This window comes from Microtetraspora malaysiensis (assembly GCF_001528665.1).
GTDB lineage: Bacteria > Actinomycetota > Actinomycetes > Streptosporangiales > Streptosporangiaceae > Microtetraspora_A > Microtetraspora_A malaysiensis.
Genome location: NZ_BBYJ01000007.1, coordinates 305,592 through 322,648, shown reverse-complemented (window position 1 = coordinate 322,648; position 17,057 = coordinate 305,592). Strand labels below are relative to the sequence as shown.

Below are 17,057 nucleotides of genomic sequence, written 5' to 3'. Positions count from 1 at the left end.
GATCCGTGCGCCGCGGCTTCGCCGGGCGATCAGGGTGGGGGGACGCGGGTGTCCGCCACGTCGGGGGCCCCGGTCTGGCCGAAGAGGCGGAGGGCCGCCTCGGTACGGCTGGCGACGCCGAGCTTCGCGTAGATGTTGGTGAGGTGTTTCTCCACGGTCCGCGGGCTGATCCGCAGCGTGCGCGCGGCCTGGACGTTGGTACGGCCGTGCGCGACGAGCCAGAACACCTCGGATTCGCGGGCGGTCAGCGGCGTGGTGAGGTGGGGCGCGGATTCGGTGAGCAGCAGCGCCCCGCACGCGCCGTGGGGGAAGAGCCGGATCGTCAGGCGCCGGCCGCCCCGCTCGGTCACGTAGTCGGTGGCGAGGAAGGGCGCCGTCGGGTCGGACGGCCGGTGCCGCGCGGCCAGCCAGGCGGCGAGTTCGCCGGGGAGCACGCGGCCTTCGCTCGCCGGGCCGGTGAAGTAGGCGGCCAGAAGCACGCGGGCGGCGCGATTGATGGCGCTGATCGTCGCGTGCGGGCCCAGGAGCACCAGTCCGTGGGCGCTGCCGTCGGCGCCGTCCAGGGTGGCCAGCGCCGCCTCCAGCCAGGAGGTCGCGTGCCTGGCACGGAGGAAGGCGGCCAGATAGGGCTGGGCCAGCTCCAGGAGCTCCCGGTCGGTGTCGCTGAAGTCGCCGCCGGTGCGGTTGAGCCCGAGGCAGGTGATCGTGCCGTGATAGACGTTCAGCACGCACATCATCTGATGCTCGATGCCCTGCGGCCGATAGAACTCCTGATAAAGCGCGTGGCCGTGCCAGGCGCCGCGGGGCACCACGTCGCTGAGCCGGATCGGGCCGCCGTTTCCCACGGCCTGGCGTACGTGCCCGAGCAGCGGGTGCTGGAAGAAGAGCCGGGCCAGCGCGCCTCCCAGGTCGGTGCCGACGTCCACCCGGGGATGCAGGTGATGGTCGAAATGGCGGCCGCGCGGGTTCACGGTTTTGATCGCGACGATGTCGGCGGCCACCACACTGGAAACGACGGTCAATAACTGCGGGAACGCCTCTTCGCCGGGCACGCGCTCACATTCGCGCAGCGCGTCCAACAGACGTTTGACATCGGATGCGCCCAGAGCCACAAGATCATAGTAGGGGCGGTCTATACGCAATTTCCCCCATCGCGCGGATGAAATAGAAGACTCGATAGTGGGGGAGTTGATCCATACCTAGGGAGGATGCCTTGCGATCCCTCACCCCCCAGAATGCCCCGAGATCTCGTGCGGGCATGAGCGCCCTGACCAGGAGGCTGCTCGGCGGCCTGGTGGCGGTCGTGACCGCGCTGGCCGGGCTGAGCGTGCTGACGCCGGCGGCGCACGCGGCCACCGTCGTCGCGCAGAACAGCAAACACTCCTGGCACAACAACAACCAGAACAAGACCATCGACACCACCGTGGCCGTCTATGACGACGGCACCGTCCAGGGCACGTCGACCGTGGAGTCGGGGGTCTGGCTGACCGGCGTGCGCCTGTGCGCCAAGGCCGTGCTCATGGACCGCGACGGCGGCGCGCTGGCCGAGGTGGGAGGCGACTGCTGGGGCGTGAACGGCACCGCCTTCGGCTATTCCAAGCGCACCGAGAACTGGAGCGGCCAGGTGTCGCGGGACATCGCGTCGCGGACCTACGCCGTGCAGATCGTCCACTGGAACAACGGCATCGACTGGGGGCAGGTCTTCGCGTTCGCCAAGAAGGTCTGGGAGATCTACCAGGCCATCGCCTCCAGCAACGACGACGCCGCCGCGACCGACATCGTCATGCCCAACGGCACCGTGATGCCGTACAGCAGCTTCGTGCCGCCGGTCGGCGGTGGCGGGGGCAGCACCAACTGCGGGGGAACCATCTGCCACTACCCGAAGTGACGACCGGCTGATCTCCGAGTGGAGAACCCGGCGTGAAATCCGGGCCGCGCCGACTGGAACAGCACGAATGTTCCGGCCGGCGCGGCTTCGGCCGTTTTCCTGCTATTCCGCTTCCGCGGCCGCGGTCTTTCCGCCGCTTTCCCGGCGGTCCGACGGGGCCGGGCTTTCCCGGTTTTCCCGGTTTCCCCGGATTTCCGAGAGTTCCCGGGTTTCCGGGGTTTCCGGCGCGCGGGTCGCGTGGCCGGCGTCCGCGTCCGACGGCGCGGATTTCTTGAGGTCGGCGATCGTGTCGGCGGCCCACCCCACCGCCATCCGGGCCTGGCGGATGCCGAGATCCAGGGCGTACCGGCCGTATCCAGGCTCTTTTCCGAGGCCCCGCACGGCCAGCAGTTCCTGGAGCCGGTTCTCGAAGTTCGCCTTCAGGCGCTCCACCAGCGCGACGGCCTCCTCGGCGTCCAGCAGCGGGGTCAGGAACGCCTGGAGCGCGATCTCGCTGCGTGGCGCGGTCGTCGGGGTGTATTCGGTGAGCCAGCGGTGTAGCTCGCTCCGGCCGTCGGGCGTGATCGTGTAGATCTTCCGGCCGCGCGCGCCCTCGGCCTCGACCGTGATCAGCCCGTCGGCCGCCATCTTGCCGAGTTCCGGATAGATCTGACTGTGCCCGGCCTGCCACACGTGGGCGAGCGACGTCTCGAATCGCTTGGTCAGGTCGTACCCGCTGGCCGGGCCGGAGACGGACAGCAGGCCGAGGAGCGCGATACGCAGCGACATGGGCTCACTATATCTGCGCGTTGACATGTTACTCCTTACATGTCATCTTCAACATGTGAAGACAGACACAAACAAGAACGGATTACTGCTGTTCGCCGTTCTCGGCGGCATGTTCCTCGCGATGCTCGACCAGACGATCGTCGGCACCGCGCTGCCCCGGATCACCGCCGAACTCGGCGGCGCCCGGTTGTACACGTGGGTCGTGACCGCGTACCTGCTCACGTCCACCGTGACCGTCCCCCTGTACGGCCGGCTCTCCGACGCGTACGGCAGGAAGCCCCTCATGCTGGTCGGCGTGGCGATCTTCCTGGTGGGCTCCGCGCTGAGCGGGGTCGCGCAGGACATGGGCCAGCTCATCGCGTTCCGCGGCCTGCAGGGCCTCGGCGCGGGGGCGCTGCTGCCGCTCTCCCTCGCGCTGGTCGTCGACCTCTTCCCACGCGAGCGCGGCGGCAAGGTGCAGGGCGCGCTCGGCAGTGTGATGGCGTTGAGCTACATCGCCGGGCCGTTCCTCGGCGGACTGTTCACCGACCACGCGAGCTGGCGCTGGGCGTTCTACGTCAACGTCCCCATCGGCGTCGCGCTGCTCGCCATCATCTGGCTCCGGCTGCCGCACCGCCCCGGCGGCACGGGAGGAGCCCGGCCCGACTACCTCGGCATCGCCGTCTTCACCGCCGCCATCAGCTCACTGCTCATCGGCCTGACCGAGAAGGGGCTGGACGGCAACTCCTGGACCAGCGGCTCCGTCCTCGGCCCGATCGCCGCGTCCGCCGTGCTCGTTGTCGTGTTCGTGCTGGTCGAGCGGCGGGCCGCGCAGCCGATCATGCCGCTGCACCTGTTCGCCAACCGGACGTACACGCTGGTCAACGTCGCGTCCTTCGCCACCGCGTTCGGCATGTACGCCGGGGTGGTCTTCCTGCCGCGCTACTTCCAGGAGGCCCAGGGCGAGAGCGCCACCTCGTCCGGCCTGCGCATCTACCCGCTGATGCTGGCCATGGTCGCGGGCAGCGCGATCACCGGTGCGCTCATCTCCCGCAGCGGCCGCTACAAGCCGTGGCTGGTGGCCGCGCCGTTCTTCCTCGTCGCGGGGACGCTGCTCTGCGTGAACCTGACCGTCGGCACCTCGACGCCCGCGCTCATCGGCTGGATGGCCCTCATCGGCCTCGGCGTGGGCCCGATGCTGTCCGGGCTCACCGTGGCCACCCAGAACGCCGTGCCGCCGGGGTTCGTCGGCACCGCGAGCGCCAACCTGACCTTCTTCCGCCAGATCGGCGGCTCCGTCGCCCTCGCCGTGGCCGGCACCGCGTACGGCTCCGTGATCGCCCGCGAGGCGCCGCTGCACGGCCTGCCCGCCGCGCACGCCGCCGCGAGCGCGACGGTCATCCCCTGGCTCGGCGTCGCGGGCGCGATCGTCGCCCTCGTCGTGCTCGCCTTGATGCCCGACCGCAAGATCACCCGCAGCGCGACCGTACGCGACGAGGGGGAGGCGGCGTTGGCGCAGGTGGGATGATGTAGGCGACCTCCGGCCGGGACGGCGTGTCGGGCTGCCGCGCCTCTGCGACACCCCATTGAATTGATCTCCTACGTTTCTGGGGGAGCACGCATGGGTCGTCTGGTCGTCATGGTTGTCGCGGGTCTCGTCTGTCTGATCGCCGCGGGAGCGCCGCACGCCGCACGCGCGGAGGCCCGGTGGGGAGGGGCGGATCTCGGCGTCGAGATCACCGCGTCGCCGCGAACCGCCCAGCCCGGCCAGCCGGTGGTCTACGACGTACGGGTGCGCAACAACGGCCCGGGGGACGCGGTGCTCCCCGTGCTCACCGTCCGCCTTCCGAGAGACGTGAAGATCATCAACGTCAACGTGGGGGAATGCGGCCGCGGACGCGGCACCGGTGAGGTCGTCTGCCGCACGCCCCGCGACGTGCACGCGTCCGGCACCGGCCAGGTCGTCATCACCGGCCTGGTAAGGCCCACCGCGCACGGCCCCCTTCGCGCCCAGGCGGAGCTGACCTCCCAGATCGCCGACCCGCACCCGGAGAACAACACCGCGGAAGTGGTCACCCCGGTCGCCGCGGGGGCCGACCTCGCCGTCGGGCTCGCCTCCGCGGCGCGTACGGCGCCGCCCGGCGGGCGGTTCGCCATAACGGCGACCGTGAGCAATCTGGGGCCGAAGACGGTGCGCGACGCGTACGTGTTCCTGGAGCCGCGGCGGGCCCGATTCGTCTCCGCGGCGGGGGCGCGCTGCCAGGAGGCGGCCGGGTTCGTGGGATGCGCGCTTCCGCTGATGAGCGCGGGGACGAGGAGCCTGATCGAGCTGACGTTCCAGGCGCCGCGGCGGGCCGTCGACACGGTCGGCGCCCGGGCCACGGTCTACGCCGGAAAGGTGGGCGATCCGCGGCCGGCCAACAACTCGGCGTCCATCCGGATCGCCGTGGCGCCCGCCGTGAAGCCTGCCGCGACGCCCGCCGCGAGGCCCGCTGTGACGCCCGCCGTGACGCCTGCTGTGACGCCGGAAGCGGCGCCGGAGGTGGGCCCGGACGCTTCCCCGGGCCTCGGCGCGGTCTCCGCCGAGTCAGTGGGTGACGCAGATCGGATCGGCGGTCCTGGCCATGCGCTCGGGGGTGACGCCCGCCGGGGGACCACCGGTGGCGAACACCACGCCGGCGGCCGCCGCCATGCTGCCGAGCAGGACCAGAGCCACCAACGCGGCCCGGATGACCAGCGGAGAAAGCCCGTCCACTCTCACACGTGAGATCCCATCACAATTCCCCCCGTGAAGCAGGGTTTTTACGACCGGATGGCGGTCCAGGCGTCTCGCACGATCGAGTGCAGCGTCGTGTGGCCGAGCTCCCAGCCGAGCTCACGCCGGATCTTCTCCGACGACGCGACCAGCACGGCCGGGTCCCCGGGCCGCCGCGGGCCGAACACCGCGGGGATCTCGTGCCCGGTGACCTCGCGGCACACCTCGACGACCTCGCGCACCGAGAACCCGGTGCCGTTGCCCAGGTTGTAGACGGTGTGCGTGCCGGGGGCGCAGGCGTCCAGGGCGAGCAGGTGCGCGCGGGCCAGGTCGGCGACGTGGACGTAGTCGCGGACGCAGGTGCCGTCGGCCGTGGGGTAGTCGTCGCCGAACAGGCTGACCGACTCCCGCTCGCCGAGCGCCACCTTGAGGACGTTCGGGATCAGGTGGGTCTCGGTGTCGTGCCGCTCACGGAACCGGCCGTACGCGCCGGCCACGTTGAAGTAGCGCAGGCTCACCGCGGCCAGGCCGTACAGGCCCGCGTAGGCGGTCAGCGCGGTGTCGACGGCGAGTTTGGACGCCCCGTAGGGGTTGGTCGGCCGGGTGGGCGCGGTCTCGGGGATCGGCGTGCTCTCCGGCTCGCCGTACGTGGCGGCGGTGGAGGAGAAGACGATGCGGCCGACGCCCGCCCGGCGCATCGCGTCGAGGAGGGCGAGGGTGCCGCCGAGGTTGTGCGACCAGTACAGCCCCGGCCGCTCGACGGACTCGCCGACGAGCGACTTGGCGGCGAAGTGCAGCACGCCGTCGAACCCCTCGGCCAGCAGGTCACCGGCCTCGGTGATCGACCCCTTGACGAACCGCGCGCCGTCGGGAACGGCGTCGGCGTGGCCGGTCGACAGATCGTCGAGCACGGTGACGTCATGCCCCGCCTCGACGAGCTGCGCCGCCACGACGCTGCCGATGTATCCCGCTCCGCCCGTGACCATCAGCCGCACTGTTGGCTCCTGATTGAATTTGTTGGATTATGTACGTCTCCTCCCAGCTTACGCCGCGGAGGTGAGACACGGGTCTCATGTCAGGCAGTAGGCTGAGCCGATCAGTACCGTGCGAACGGACGAAGTCGTGAGCGAGAGTAGCGAGCGGGCCGGCGAGCACGGGTGCCGTGCCCGCGTCCGCGAGGGGCGACCGTGAGTGTCGCGGTGGCCATCCCCCTCGTCGCGCTGCTCATCCTGATCTGTGGGTTCTTCGCGGCGGCGGAGATGGCGATGGTCTCCCTGCGCGACAGCCAGATACGCAGGTTGAGCCAGCGGGGGCGCAGGGGAGCGCGCGTGCAGAAGCTCGCCCGCGACCCCAACCGGTTCCTGTCCGCCGTCCAGGTCGGGGTGACGGTCGCGACCGTGCTGTCGGCCGCGCTCGGCGCGGACGCGCTCGCCGAGCGGCTCGAACCCGTCATCGAGGGCTGGGGGTTGTCCGCCGCGGTCGCCGCGCCGCTCGCGTTCACCGTGGTCACCATGGCCATCTCGTACTTCACGCTGGTCTTCGGCGAGCTCGCGCCCAAGCGGTTCGCGCGGCAGCGCGCCGAGGGGATGTCCCTCGCGCTCGCGCCGCTGCTCGACCTGGTCGCGACCCTGTCCCGGCCGGTGATCTGGCTGCTGTCCGTGTCCACCAACGGCGTGGTCCGGCTGCTCGGCGGCAACCCCTCGGCCGACCGGGCCGCGATGACCACCGAGGAGCTCCGCGACATCATCGTGGGCCACAAGGAGCTCACGCAGGACGAGCGCAACGTGATCGCCGAGGTGTTCACGGCCGGGAAGCGGCAGCTCAGGGAGGTCCTGCTGCCCCGCACCGAGGTGGAGTTCATGGCCGCGGACACGCCGCTGGCCGAGGCCGCGGTGCTGGCCGCGACCATGCCGCACTCCCGGTTCCCGGTCTACCGCGATTCGTATGACGACATCATCGGATTCGTCCACGTTCGTGACCTGCTCGATCCCGTGCTCACCGGGCGCATCGAGCCGATCAGCGAACTCGTGCCGATCAGGCCGGTCAAGCTCGTGCCCGCCACCAAGCGCGTGCTGCCCACGCTCACCGAGATGCGGGACGAGGGCCACCACCTGGCGATCGTCGTGGACGAGTACGGCGGCACCCGCGGCATCGTCACCCTGGAGGACCTGGTCGAGGAGCTGGTCGGCGACATCCGCGACGAGTACGACGAGGCGGCCGGGACGGTGCGCGTCGTGGCCGGCGTCATCGAGGTGAACGGCCTGGTCAACCTGAACGACTTCGCCTCCGAGACCGGCGTCCGCCTCCCCGACGGCCCGTACGAGACGGTCGGCGGGTACGTCATGGCCGCGCTCGGGCACCTGCCGCAGGCAGGGGAGACGGCGGAGGCGCCGGGGGCCAGGCTGACCGTGATCGAGATGGACGGCCGCCGCGTCGCACGCGTCCGCGTGGTCCGCGCGCCCGCCGCCCCCGGGGCCCCGGAGGCGTCCGGGACGGCCGAGTGAGCGTGTCACGGGCACGGCCGTTGTGCTGACAGAATGAGGTGCTATGGATCGTCCTCGCGTGCTCTCTGGAATCCAGCCCACCGCTGACTCCTTCCACCTGGGAAATTATCTCGGCGCGGTTCGGCAGTGGGTGGCGATGCAGGAGACCCATGAGGCGTTCTACTGCGTGGTGGACCTGCACGCGATCACCGTCAACCCCGCTCCGGAGGAGTTGCGCCGCCGCTCCCGGATCGCCGCCGCCCAGCTCTTCGCGGTCGGTCTCGATCCCGAGCGCTGCACGGTCTTCGTGCAGAGCCACGTGCGTGAGCACACCGAGCTCGCCTGGATCCTCGCCTGCCAGACCGGCATGGGTGAGGCCGCCCGGATGACCCAGTTCAAGGACAAGGCGGCCAAGTACGGCGAGAGCGCGGCCAGCGTCGGCCTGTTCACCTACCCGATCCTGATGGCCGCCGACATCCTGATCTACCAGGCCGACCAGGTGCCGGTGGGCGTCGACCAGAAGCAGCACCTGGAGCTCAGCCGCGACCTCGCGCAGCGGTTCAACAGCCGGTTCGGGCAGACGTTCAAGGTGCCCAACCCGTACATCCTGAAGGAGGTCGAGAAGATCACCGACCTCCAGGAGCCGACGGCGAAGATGTCGAAGTCGTCCTCCAGCCCGCAGGGCATCCTCGACCTGCTGGAGCAGCCGGGCCCGCTGCGCAAGAAGATCATGCGCGCGGTCACCGACACCGGCACGGAGGTCCGCGCCGACGAGGAGAACAAGCCCGGCGTCACCAACCTGCTGCGCATCCAGTCGGCGCTGAGCGGCACCCCGATCCCCGAGCTGGAGACCCGCTACGCCGACCAGGGCTACGGCGCGTTCAAGAAGGACGTGGCCGAGCTGGTCCTCGACACCTTCGGACCGATCCGCGAGCGCACGGAGAAGCTGCTCGCCGACGACGCCGAGCTGGACCGGCTGCTCGCCGTGGGAGCCGAGCGCGCCCGCGCGGTGGCCCGCGCCACCATGGCCGAGGTGCGCGAGCGCGTGGGTTTCCTGCCTTCCTCCTCCTGATCTGATCCCCGGGCCTCGGTCCGGGGTAGTCCTCCGGCTGGGGTGTCATGTTCGGGAGGATCACACGGTTCGTCGAGAGGGTCCGGGCGGGCGGCCGCCGGCTGATGGAGCGGGAACGCGTCCGCTTTCCCTGGTTCGACCACCTTGTCCGCACCGCGCACCGCTACGAGGTGCAGTCGGGGAGCCGGCTGGCGGGATCCCTCACCTACTTCGCGTTCCTGTCCTTCTTCCCGCTGGTTGCGCTGGCGTTCGCGCTGCTCGGCTTCGTCCTCGCCGCGCGCCCCGACGCGCGGACGGCGCTCACCGACGCGATCAACCAGCAGCTCCCCGGCCTCGCCGACCGCCTGGAGATCAGCCGGATCGCCGACGCGCGGGCGGGGGCGGGCGTGTTCGGCCTGGTCGGCCTGCTGTACGCGGGGCTCGGCGCGGTCGACGCCCTGCGCTTCGCGCTCCGCGAGATCTGGATGAGCCGCGAGCCGCCGCTCGACTTCCTGCGGGCCAAGCTCAGGGACCTGATCGCGCTGCTCCTCACCGGGGTGACGCTCCTCGTATCGGCCGCCATCGGGGCGTTCGCCGTGGGGGCGACCAGCACGGTCGCCGGATGGCTCGGCGTGGGCGGCTCCGAACCGGTCGGCGTGGCCGTCTGGCTGACCGGCTTCCTCGCCGGGCTCGTCGCCGACCTCGTGCTCTTCCTGATCATCTTCGCGTGGCTGGCGCGGGCGCCGCAGCCGTTCCGGGTCGTGCTCGGCGGCGCCCTGCTCGGCGCCTTCGTCTTCGGGGTGCTCAAGCAGCTCGCGACGCTGATCCTGTCCCACACGCTGACCAACCCGGTGTACGGCACGTTCGCCGTCGTCGTGGGCATGCTGGTCTGGATCAACCTGTCGGCCCGCGTCGTCCTCTACGCGGCCGCCTGGACGGCTACCTCGGGGATGGGCCCGCCGCCTGAGCCGACGCCCGTGCCGTCCCCCGCCCTCCCCGCCTGAGCCGTCTCCCGGCCGGGGTCAGGCGCTCAACGCGTAGAGGACGTCGCGCAACGGCTCCTCGCGGCCGCGCGTCCAGACCAGCCGCAGGGCCAGGGTGGGCGCGGCGACGTCCAGCGCCACCAGGGCGCCCGACGCCAGGTCCGCCTCCACGACGAAGTCGGGCAGCAGCGCCATGCCGAGCCCCTGCCTGGCCCATTCCCTGACCATGGCGATGCTCGACAGCTCCCGGCGCGGGACCTCGCGGCCGACGGCCCGCTCCGCGGCCAGCCGCCCCGAGCACTCAGGCGAGGTCACCAGCAGGGTGCGGTCCGCGTGACCGGGCGCCGCGACCATCACCAACGCCACCTCGGCCACGTCCAGGTGCTCCAGGTCCGGCGGCACCGGGAAGCCCAGCGCGCCGACCCGCAGGCCGGAGTCGAGCAGCAGCCCGGCGTCGACGCCGCCCGTGGCCAGCTCGGCGAGCAGCACGTTGCGGGGCAGCGAGGCGATCTCCAGGTCGATGTCGGGGCGCCGCTCCGCCAGCCGCCGCACGACGGACGGCAGCCGGGTCGCCGCCAGCATCTCCAGCGCGCCCACCCGGACCCGCTGCCGCGCCCCCGTCACCGCGCGCCGTACCTCGTCGGCGTGGTCGAGCAGGGCCTGGGCCCGGTCGAGCAGCCGCGCGCCCGCCTCGGTGGGCCGCATGCCCCGTGACGTACGCGTGAACAGCGCGACGCCGAGCGACCCTTCCAGTCTGCGGACCTGCTCCGACACCGAGGCGGGGGCCAGCCCCAGCGCGTTGGCCGCCTCGGTGACGGTGCCGGACCGAGCGACCGCTATAAATGCCCGCAAATGCCGCAGTTCCACGCCCCGAGCATACGGATATCCCGAACGCCGCTTCCGGTGGGAGCTGTTGAGGCAGGATGTCCGGTTCAGCAGGGTGACCGGCATGACGTCTCGCTTGCGTTCGCTGAGCCTCGCGCTCGCGTACTTCCTGGTGCTCCTCGACACCACCGTGCTCACCATCGCGCTGCCCGACATACGCGCGACGCTGGGCGGCTCGCTCGCCGGGCAGCAGTGGGCGGTGAACGGGTACACGGTCGCCTTCGCCGCGTCGTTGCTGGTCGGCGGGGCGGTGGCCGACCGGTACGGCGCGGCCCGCGTGTTCCGGGTGGGCGTGGCCGCCTTCGGCCTGCTCTCGGCGCTGTGCGCGCTGGCACCCGCGCTCGGGGCGCTGGTCGCGCTGCGGGCGCTGCTCGGCGTGGCCGGCGCGCTCTGCCTCGGCGGCTCCCTCGGCCTGATCGCGCAGCTCCACCCCCGGCCGCAGGAGAGGGCGCGGGCGATGGGCGTCTGGGCCGCCGTGACGGGCAGCGCCCTCGCGCTCGGCCCGCTTCTCGGCGGGTTGCTGGTGGACGTGGGAGGCTGGCGGGCGACCTTCCTGATCAACCCGCCCCTGGCCGCGCTCGGTCTGCTGGGCGCGAGGGGCGTGGTGTCGCCGCGCGGGCTGCGCCGGATCGACTGGGCCGTGCAGGCGTCGGCGTGCGCCTTCCTCGCCTCGCTCGCTCAGGCGGTGACCGGGCGCTCCCCGCTCCTGGGGGTGGTGGCGGCCGCGGCGCTGGTCGCGTTCGTGGCGGTGGAACGGCGCAGCCAGGCTCCGGCGCTGCCGGGCGGGCTGCTGCGCGCCGCCTGGCCCGAACTGGTGGCCGGCGCCGTGGCGAACTTCGCCTTCTCCGGAGCGCTCTTCGTGCTCACCCTGACCCTCCAGGAGGGGCGGCATCTCGCACCGGTGGCCGCCGGGCTCGCCTTCCTGCCGCTCACCCTGCCGATGACCGTCAACCCGCTGCTCACCGGCCGCCTCGTGGCCCGGTACGGCGCGCGGGCCCCGATCACCGGCGGCCTGGTTCTGCTCGCCGCCGGACTGGCCGGGGTGGCGCGCACCGACCTGCTCGGGCCGTCGCTGGTCGTGACCGGACTCGGGCTGTCGTTCTGCTTCCCCGCGCTACTGGCGGGCGTGGTCGCCGCGGCGCCGCCCGGTACGGCGGGCACGGCCGGCGGGGCGGTGAACGCGGCCCGCCAGGTGGGCGCCACTCTCGGCGTCGCCGTGCTCGGAGGGTTCGGCGACCCGCTTCTCGTGGCGGCCGGGCTCGCCGCCGTGACGGCGGTCGTTTACGCGGCCGGGAGCGCCAGGGCGCGGGCGGCCGCGGGCTGAGCCGCCGTCCCGCGCCCGAGCCCGCCGGCCAGGTGTGGCCGGCGCGGCGGCGCCATCACGCTGGACGCTGTCAGCGGGTGGAGGACATCCAGCTGGTCACGGGCGTTTGCGCGAGACCGAGCAGGCGTGAGTGCTGCCAAGGACGATCCCTCGCCCGTTCTCTTTCATGAAGCTGCGAGTACATTGGCGAGTATGCGCGCGGGACCGTCGCCGCCCATACACCCGACCCGTCTATCGCTCAGATGGGGTATCGCCTTCGTCGCTCTGTTCATCACGGCGGAGATCGCTCTGTCCCTGCTGCTGGAGTTCAACACGGGTAGCAGAGTCCTGGGCGTCGTGTACCTGGTCGGCATCCTGGCAGCCTCGTACCTGTGGGGCCTGAGGCTGGGATTGGCCACGGTCCTCATCAGCGGCATCGCCTTCAATGTCTTCAACCTTGAGCCCTTCGGCAGTCTCACGCTCGCGGAGAACTGGGCCTGGGTGCACATGCTGGTCTTCTACTCGACCGCTGGGCTGGGCTGCATGCTCGCGGCGCTCGCCCGCGCGCGGACCCTTGAGGCAGACACACGCCGCCGGGAGGCGGACCTCGCCGCCGACCTGGCCCACCTTCTCCTACGCAGCGCGGATCCAGACAGTGTGTTGCCCGTCGCCTCACGTCGCATGGCGCAGGATCTGCGGCTACCGGGCCTGGTGATCGAGCGCGGCGCGGTCGCTCCGGGGGAGGGCCGAGTGTCCTTTCCGCTGCGCGTGAACGGCGACCCGGTCGCCACGCTCAGCTACCCCGCCGACCTGGCGGAGGCCGTACGTCAACGCCTGTCCAACCGGATGCTCACCTCGATCGAGGCCCTGCTGCAGACGGCAAGCGCCCGGGAGGCCGTCGAGTCCGCCCTGGAGGAGAGCCGGGACGAGAACCGCAGGATCGCGGAGGAACAGGCGGCGTTGCGCCGTGTGGCGACGCTGGTCGCGCGCGGCATCTCGGCGACGGATTTGTGCAATGCCGTCGCCTGTGAGATGGGGCGCATCCTGACGGCCGACTACGTCCTGGTGGGGCGGTACGAGCCCGGCCACACGACGGTGGTCGGTGCCTGGAGCATCCGAGACGAAGCCGAGGCAAGGGCGATCATCGGCACGCGCTGGCCGCTCGACGTACCCGGCGTCTCCAGTCGGGTGTGGCGTCTGCGCCGCCCCGCCCGCATGGCCGGCTACGACCGGGTTCCCGGACAGGCCGCCGAGTGGGTCCGCCGCCAGGGGATCGCCTTGTCAGTCGGCTGCCCCGTTCTCGTGGAGGGAAGCCTCTGGGGTGTGGTGATCGCCTTCGCTGTGGGCGCCGAGAAGACACTCGACGGTGCGGAGGAACGGATGCTGTACTTCACCGAACTCGTCGCGACGGCGATATCGAATGCTCAGGCACGGGCCGACCTCGCCGCCTCCCGCGCCCGGGTGGTCGCCGCAGCCGACGAGTCCAGACGCCGCATCGAGCGCAACCTGCATGATGGAGCGCAGCAGCGGCTGGTCTCCCTCGGCATGGCGCTGCGCGCCGCAGAGGCCCATGTCCCGGCTGAGCTCCCCGAGCTCAGGGCGCAGCTGTCCAGTACGAGTGACGGACTGACAGAGGTGCTGGACGACCTGCGGGAACTGTCCCGTGGCCTCCATCCGGCGATCCTCTCGAAGGGGGGTCTCGGGCCGGCCCTCAAGATGCTCGGCCGGCGCTCCTCCATTCCCGTCGAGCTCGACGTGGGGATTGACCGGCGGCTGCCGGAAGCCGTGGAGGTGGCCGCCTACTTCGCGATCTCCGAGGCGTTGAGCAATGTGGCCAAGCACGCGTCCGCCTCCGAGGTGCGTGTCGCATTGCGGGCCGACGCCGACAACGTCCGCCTTCTGGTCCGGGACGACGGGCGTGGCGGAGCCGATCCGGCGCTGGGTTCGGGGCTGGTCGGGCTACGCGACCGCGTCGAGGCGCTGGGCGGCACGATGGAGGTCAAGAGTCCGGCGGGACAGGGCACCTCGCTGTCGATCGTGATCCCGATCCACGTCGGCGACCGCCCCTCGGCATTCTCGCTACCCGTCGCAGACGGGTAGACGGACGAGGAAGCACACGCCGCCGGTCGGCGAGTCCCCTACCTCGACCGTTCCGCCGTGCGCCTCGACATCCGCGGGCGGCCGGTCAGGTGTGGCCGGCGCGGCGGCGCCGGCGGACGCCGTACACGAGCCAGACGAGGCCGCCGAGCAGACCGGCGCCGGCCGCGATCATCCCGGCGACGGCCCCGCCGCCGCTGCGGTCGACGGCGGCGACCGGCGTGCCCGAGGCGATCGGCGTGGCGCCGCCCCCGGCGAGCGCCGGGCCCGAGCGCGGGAGCGCCTTGGCGGACGGCGGCGTGTCCGGCACCGGATCGACGAGGACGCCCACCGGTGTGGACCGGCCGCGCGCGGCGAAGCCCCAGTCGAGCATCTTGGCGACGTCGTCCCAGAACGAGCCCTCGTAGTGCATGATCGAGACGATGATCGTGTGGCCGTTCCTGCTGGCCGCGCCGACGAAGCTGCCGAGCGCCTTCGTGGTCCAGCCGTTCTTCACCCCGATCATGCCGGGGTAGCGCCAGAGCAGCTTGTTGTGGTTGCCGATCTCGTAGTAGCCCTTGGGCGCGGGGAACTTGGCCGTCTTCGTGCTCACGTACTTGCGGAACTCGGGGAGCGCCAGGCCGGCCCTGGCGATCAGCGCGAGGTCGTAGGCCGAGCTGCGCTGCCCGGGACGGTCCAGGCCGCTCGGCGTCTTGGCGACGGTGTCGTACGCCTGGAGCCTGCGGGCCTCCTTGTTCATGTCGGCGAGGGTGACCGCGAGGCCGCCGTGCGCCTCGGCGAGCGCGTTGGCGGCGTCGTTGCCGGAGACCATCAGCAGCGCGCGCATGAGGTCGTCGACCTTGTAGATCGGCTTGGGCACCAGGCCGACCGCGCTGCCCTCCTCGTTGCACGCCTCCTGGCTGGGCTTCACGGTCTTGGTCTTGTCCAGCCGGGGGATGAGCGTGACCGCGGTCAGGGTCTTGAGCGTGCTCGCCGGCAGGTACTGACCGTGCGGGTCCTTGGCGGCCAGCACCTGGCCGGTCTCCGCGTCCGCGATGACGTACGAGGAGCCGGTGGTCTTGGGAGGGGCCTTGATCCCGGCGGGGGCGATCAGCCCATGTCCGGCGAGCAGGTCGCCCCCGACGGCGCCCTCGCGCGCGGTCCGCGCCGCGGCGGGAGTGCAGAGCGTGACGCCGACGAGCGTCGCGACGGTGGTCGCCGCGGTGAAGGCCGCCCCGAGGGCGCGCAGGCTGGTCCCCATAAGGAGCTCAGCCTAGCTTTGGATCTTTGCGCATGATGTGACAGATCCCCCAAAGATCGCGGGCGTACGCACTCAGTGGCAATGCCGATACTGAGAGCATGTCGAGACGTGTATCGGGCTTTCTCCTGGCCCTGGCCGCTTTCATGGTCTTTGAATGGATCAACCTCGGGTTCAACCTGGCCGACGGGCACCCGACGAGCTTCTACGTCGTGCACGGCATCCTCATCGCGGTCAACATCATCCTGGCCCTCGTACTCGCCGTGGTCGCCATCCGATCCTGGAAACCAGGTAGTAGAAGGGGGTAAACCGGGCGGATAAATCGGGTACGGCGTAGTAGAACGCCGATTCCGAGCACGGGAGGTCCGCGGTGGCGATCCAGTTCAATCCTTCGCGTGGGGCGACTCTGGGAGTGGAGTGGGAGCTGCAGCTCGTCGACCGGCACACCAGGCGGCTGCGCCAGGACGCGAAGGAGGTGCTGGCCGCGGTCCCCGAGCTGAGCGAGAGTGCGCGGCCCAAGGCCATGCACGAGCTGATGCAGTCGCAGATCGAGATCGTCACCGACATCTGCCACACGGCGGCGGAGGCGGTGGCCGACCTGAGCAAGAGCATCGACCGGCTCCGCGACGCGGTCGAGCCGCGCGGGATGTCGCTCGCCTGCACCGGCACGCACGCCATCAGCGACTGGCGCGACGCGGTCTACGCCCCCGTCCAGCGGTACACCGAGCTGGTCGAGGAGATGCAGTGGCTGGCCTGGCGCATCCAGACCTTCGGGGTGCACGTCCACGTCGGCGTACGCGACCGGGACAAGGTGATCCCGATCGTCAACGCCCTGGCCACGTATCTGCCGCACTTCCTCGCGCTGACCTCGTCGAGCCCCTGCTGGGGCGGGCAGGACACCGGGCTCGCGTCCAGCCGGGCGATCGTCTTCGGCGCGCTGCCCACGGCCGGCCCGCCGCACCTCCTCGCCGACTGGACGGAGTTCGAGGAGTATATGGACACTCTGGTACGCGCCGGGACAATTAGGAGCATAAAGGAGGTATGGTGGGATATCCGGCCACATCCAGATTTTGGAACCATCGAGATCCGGATGTTCGACGGGATCCCCACCCTCCGTGAGGTCGGGATGGTGACCGCCCTTTCCCAGTGCCTGGTCCAGCAGTTCGACCAGCAGCTCGACCGGGGGTACAAGCTGCCACGGCCGCCGGCCTGGGTCGTGCGGGACAACAAGTGGCGGGCCACCCGGTACGGCCTCGGCGCCGACGTCATCACGGACGACCAGGGGTCCACCGCGCCGGTGCGCGACGTGCTCTACGAGCTTCAGCGCGAGCTGGAGCCGGTCGCCGAGCGGCTCGGCTGCACGGACGAGCTCGCCGTCATGAGCGAGGTCCTCGACCGGGGGAGCTCCTGCGAGCGGCAGCGGGCGATCCTCGCCGCGGGCGGCTCGCTGGAGGACGTCGTGGACGCGACGATCGTCGAACTCGCGGAGGACAGGTTCGTCACCTCGCCCCCCGGGCTGTCGGCCGGCGGTCCCGGTCACTCCGGGACCTGAAAGCAGGTGATGATCGAGTTCTCGTCGTAAATACTGTGTCAATCGCCCATCTTGCCCGGCGGAACCGTGGAAAGAT

At 71.2% G+C, this 17,057-nt stretch carries 15 protein-coding genes; 10 read left to right on the top strand and 5 right to left on the bottom strand.

The window, feature by feature from the left end; all coding sequences use genetic code 11:
• Window positions 1-29: 29 nt before the first annotated feature.
• Complete coding sequence (locus tag AWQ71_RS09260; protein WP_245658193.1) at window positions 30-1,112, bottom strand: helix-turn-helix transcriptional regulator; 1,083 nt, start codon at window positions 1,110-1,112, stop codon at window positions 30-32.
• Between the two features lie 146 nt (window positions 1,113-1,258).
• Between AWQ71_RS09260 and AWQ71_RS09255 the strand changes: the two genes are divergently transcribed.
• Window positions 1,259-1,888 carry a hypothetical protein gene (locus AWQ71_RS09255; RefSeq protein ID WP_067129775.1) on the top strand — a complete coding sequence of 210 codons (630 nt, stop codon included), beginning with the start codon at window positions 1,259-1,261 and terminating at the stop codon, window positions 1,886-1,888.
• A 102-nt stretch (window positions 1,889-1,990) separates the two neighbouring features.
• Here AWQ71_RS09255 and AWQ71_RS09250 read toward each other — a convergent pair whose 3' ends face one another.
• On the bottom strand, window positions 1,991-2,683 hold the full coding sequence (locus tag AWQ71_RS09250) for a PadR family transcriptional regulator (protein WP_245658192.1): 693 nt from the start codon (window positions 2,681-2,683) through the stop codon (window positions 1,991-1,993).
• Between the two features lie 28 nt (window positions 2,684-2,711).
• On the opposite strand from AWQ71_RS09250, the gene AWQ71_RS09245 reads away from it, so the two are divergent.
• Both AWQ71_RS09245 and AWQ71_RS09240 read left to right on the top strand, forming a co-directional pair.
• Window positions 2,712-4,163 carry an MDR family MFS transporter gene (locus AWQ71_RS09245; protein ID WP_245658191.1) on the top strand — a complete coding sequence of 484 codons (1,452 nt, stop codon included), beginning with the start codon at window positions 2,712-2,714 and terminating at the stop codon, window positions 4,161-4,163.
• Between the two features lie 93 nt (window positions 4,164-4,256).
• Window positions 4,257-5,402 (top strand): DUF11 domain-containing protein, encoded by a 1,146-nt coding sequence (locus tag AWQ71_RS09240; RefSeq protein ID WP_067129761.1) that lies wholly within the window; start codon window positions 4,257-4,259, stop codon window positions 5,400-5,402.
• Window positions 5,403-5,437: 35 nt separating this feature from the next.
• Here AWQ71_RS09240 and galE read toward each other — a convergent pair whose 3' ends face one another.
• Window positions 5,438-6,385, bottom strand: coding sequence for a UDP-glucose 4-epimerase GalE (gene galE / locus AWQ71_RS09235; RefSeq protein ID WP_067129758.1), 948 nt, complete (start codon window positions 6,383-6,385; stop codon window positions 5,438-5,440).
• Window positions 6,386-6,577: 192 nt separating this feature from the next.
• Here galE and AWQ71_RS09230 point away from each other — a divergent pair, with 192 nt between their 5' ends.
• From AWQ71_RS09230 to AWQ71_RS09220, 3 genes are read left to right on the top strand one after another with little or no spacing between them, the layout of a single operon-like run.
• Window positions 6,578-7,894 carry a hemolysin family protein gene (locus AWQ71_RS09230; RefSeq protein WP_067129756.1) on the top strand — a complete coding sequence of 439 codons (1,317 nt, stop codon included), beginning with the start codon at window positions 6,578-6,580 and terminating at the stop codon, window positions 7,892-7,894.
• A gap of 43 nt (window positions 7,895-7,937) precedes the next feature.
• A complete protein-coding gene (gene trpS, locus AWQ71_RS09225) occupies window positions 7,938-8,945 on the top strand; it encodes a tryptophan--tRNA ligase (RefSeq protein WP_067129747.1) in 1,008 nt (335 codons plus the stop codon).
• A gap of 47 nt (window positions 8,946-8,992) precedes the next feature.
• The gene (locus tag AWQ71_RS09220; protein ID WP_067129745.1) at window positions 8,993-9,928 is read left to right on the top strand and encodes a YihY/virulence factor BrkB family protein; all 936 of its coding nucleotides are present in this window, start codon (window positions 8,993-8,995) and stop codon (window positions 9,926-9,928) included.
• An 18-nt stretch (window positions 9,929-9,946) separates the two neighbouring features.
• Here the strand turns inward: AWQ71_RS09220 and AWQ71_RS09215 are convergent, their stop codons facing one another.
• Window positions 9,947-10,774 (bottom strand): LysR family transcriptional regulator, encoded by an 828-nt coding sequence (locus AWQ71_RS09215; protein ID WP_067130421.1) that lies wholly within the window; start codon window positions 10,772-10,774, stop codon window positions 9,947-9,949.
• A gap of 82 nt (window positions 10,775-10,856) precedes the next feature.
• On the opposite strand from AWQ71_RS09215, the gene AWQ71_RS09210 reads away from it, so the two are divergent.
• The gene (locus AWQ71_RS09210) at window positions 10,857-12,116 is read left to right on the top strand and encodes an MFS transporter (protein ID WP_067129742.1); all 1,260 of its coding nucleotides are present in this window, start codon (window positions 10,857-10,859) and stop codon (window positions 12,114-12,116) included.
• Between the two features lie 192 nt (window positions 12,117-12,308).
• A complete protein-coding gene (locus AWQ71_RS44330; protein ID WP_067129739.1) occupies window positions 12,309-14,195 on the top strand; it encodes a sensor histidine kinase in 1,887 nt (628 codons plus the stop codon).
• Between the two features lie 85 nt (window positions 14,196-14,280).
• On the opposite strand, the gene AWQ71_RS09200 is transcribed toward AWQ71_RS44330, so the two are convergent.
• Window positions 14,281-15,432, bottom strand: coding sequence for a D-alanyl-D-alanine carboxypeptidase family protein (locus AWQ71_RS09200; protein WP_084258726.1), 1,152 nt, complete (start codon window positions 15,430-15,432; stop codon window positions 14,281-14,283).
• A gap of 98 nt (window positions 15,433-15,530) precedes the next feature.
• Here AWQ71_RS09200 and AWQ71_RS09195 point away from each other — a divergent pair, with 98 nt between their 5' ends.
• Window positions 15,531-15,737: an SCO4848 family membrane protein gene (locus AWQ71_RS09195; protein ID WP_067129737.1), complete on the top strand. Its 207-nt coding sequence runs from the start codon at window positions 15,531-15,533 to the stop codon at window positions 15,735-15,737.
• 62 nt (window positions 15,738-15,799) lie between these two features.
• On the top strand, window positions 15,800-16,981 hold the full coding sequence (locus AWQ71_RS09190) for a glutamate--cysteine ligase (protein WP_067129735.1): 1,182 nt from the start codon (window positions 15,800-15,802) through the stop codon (window positions 16,979-16,981).
• The last annotated feature ends 76 nt before the right edge of the window (window positions 16,982-17,057 follow it).

Coding starts and splice junctions, on each gene's coding strand:
- AWQ71_RS09200 (WP_084258726.1), bottom strand. CDS start 15,432: ATGGGGACCAGCCTGCGCGCCCTCGGGGCGGCCTTCACCGCGGCGACC.
- AWQ71_RS09195 (WP_067129737.1), top strand. CDS start 15,531: ATGTCGAGACGTGTATCGGGCTTTCTCCTGGCCCTGGCCGCTTTCATG.
- AWQ71_RS09210 (WP_067129742.1), top strand. CDS start 10,857: ATGACGTCTCGCTTGCGTTCGCTGAGCCTCGCGCTCGCGTACTTCCTG.
- AWQ71_RS09220 (WP_067129745.1), top strand. CDS start 8,993: ATGTTCGGGAGGATCACACGGTTCGTCGAGAGGGTCCGGGCGGGCGGC.
- AWQ71_RS09255 (WP_067129775.1), top strand. CDS start 1,259: ATGAGCGCCCTGACCAGGAGGCTGCTCGGCGGCCTGGTGGCGGTCGTG.
- trpS (WP_067129747.1), top strand. CDS start 7,938: ATGGATCGTCCTCGCGTGCTCTCTGGAATCCAGCCCACCGCTGACTCC.
- AWQ71_RS09250 (WP_245658192.1), bottom strand. CDS start 2,683: ATGTCAACGCGCAGATATAGTGAGCCCATGTCGCTGCGTATCGCGCTC.
- AWQ71_RS44330 (WP_067129739.1), top strand. CDS start 12,309: ATGCGCGCGGGACCGTCGCCGCCCATACACCCGACCCGTCTATCGCTC.
- AWQ71_RS09240 (WP_067129761.1), top strand. CDS start 4,257: ATGGGTCGTCTGGTCGTCATGGTTGTCGCGGGTCTCGTCTGTCTGATC.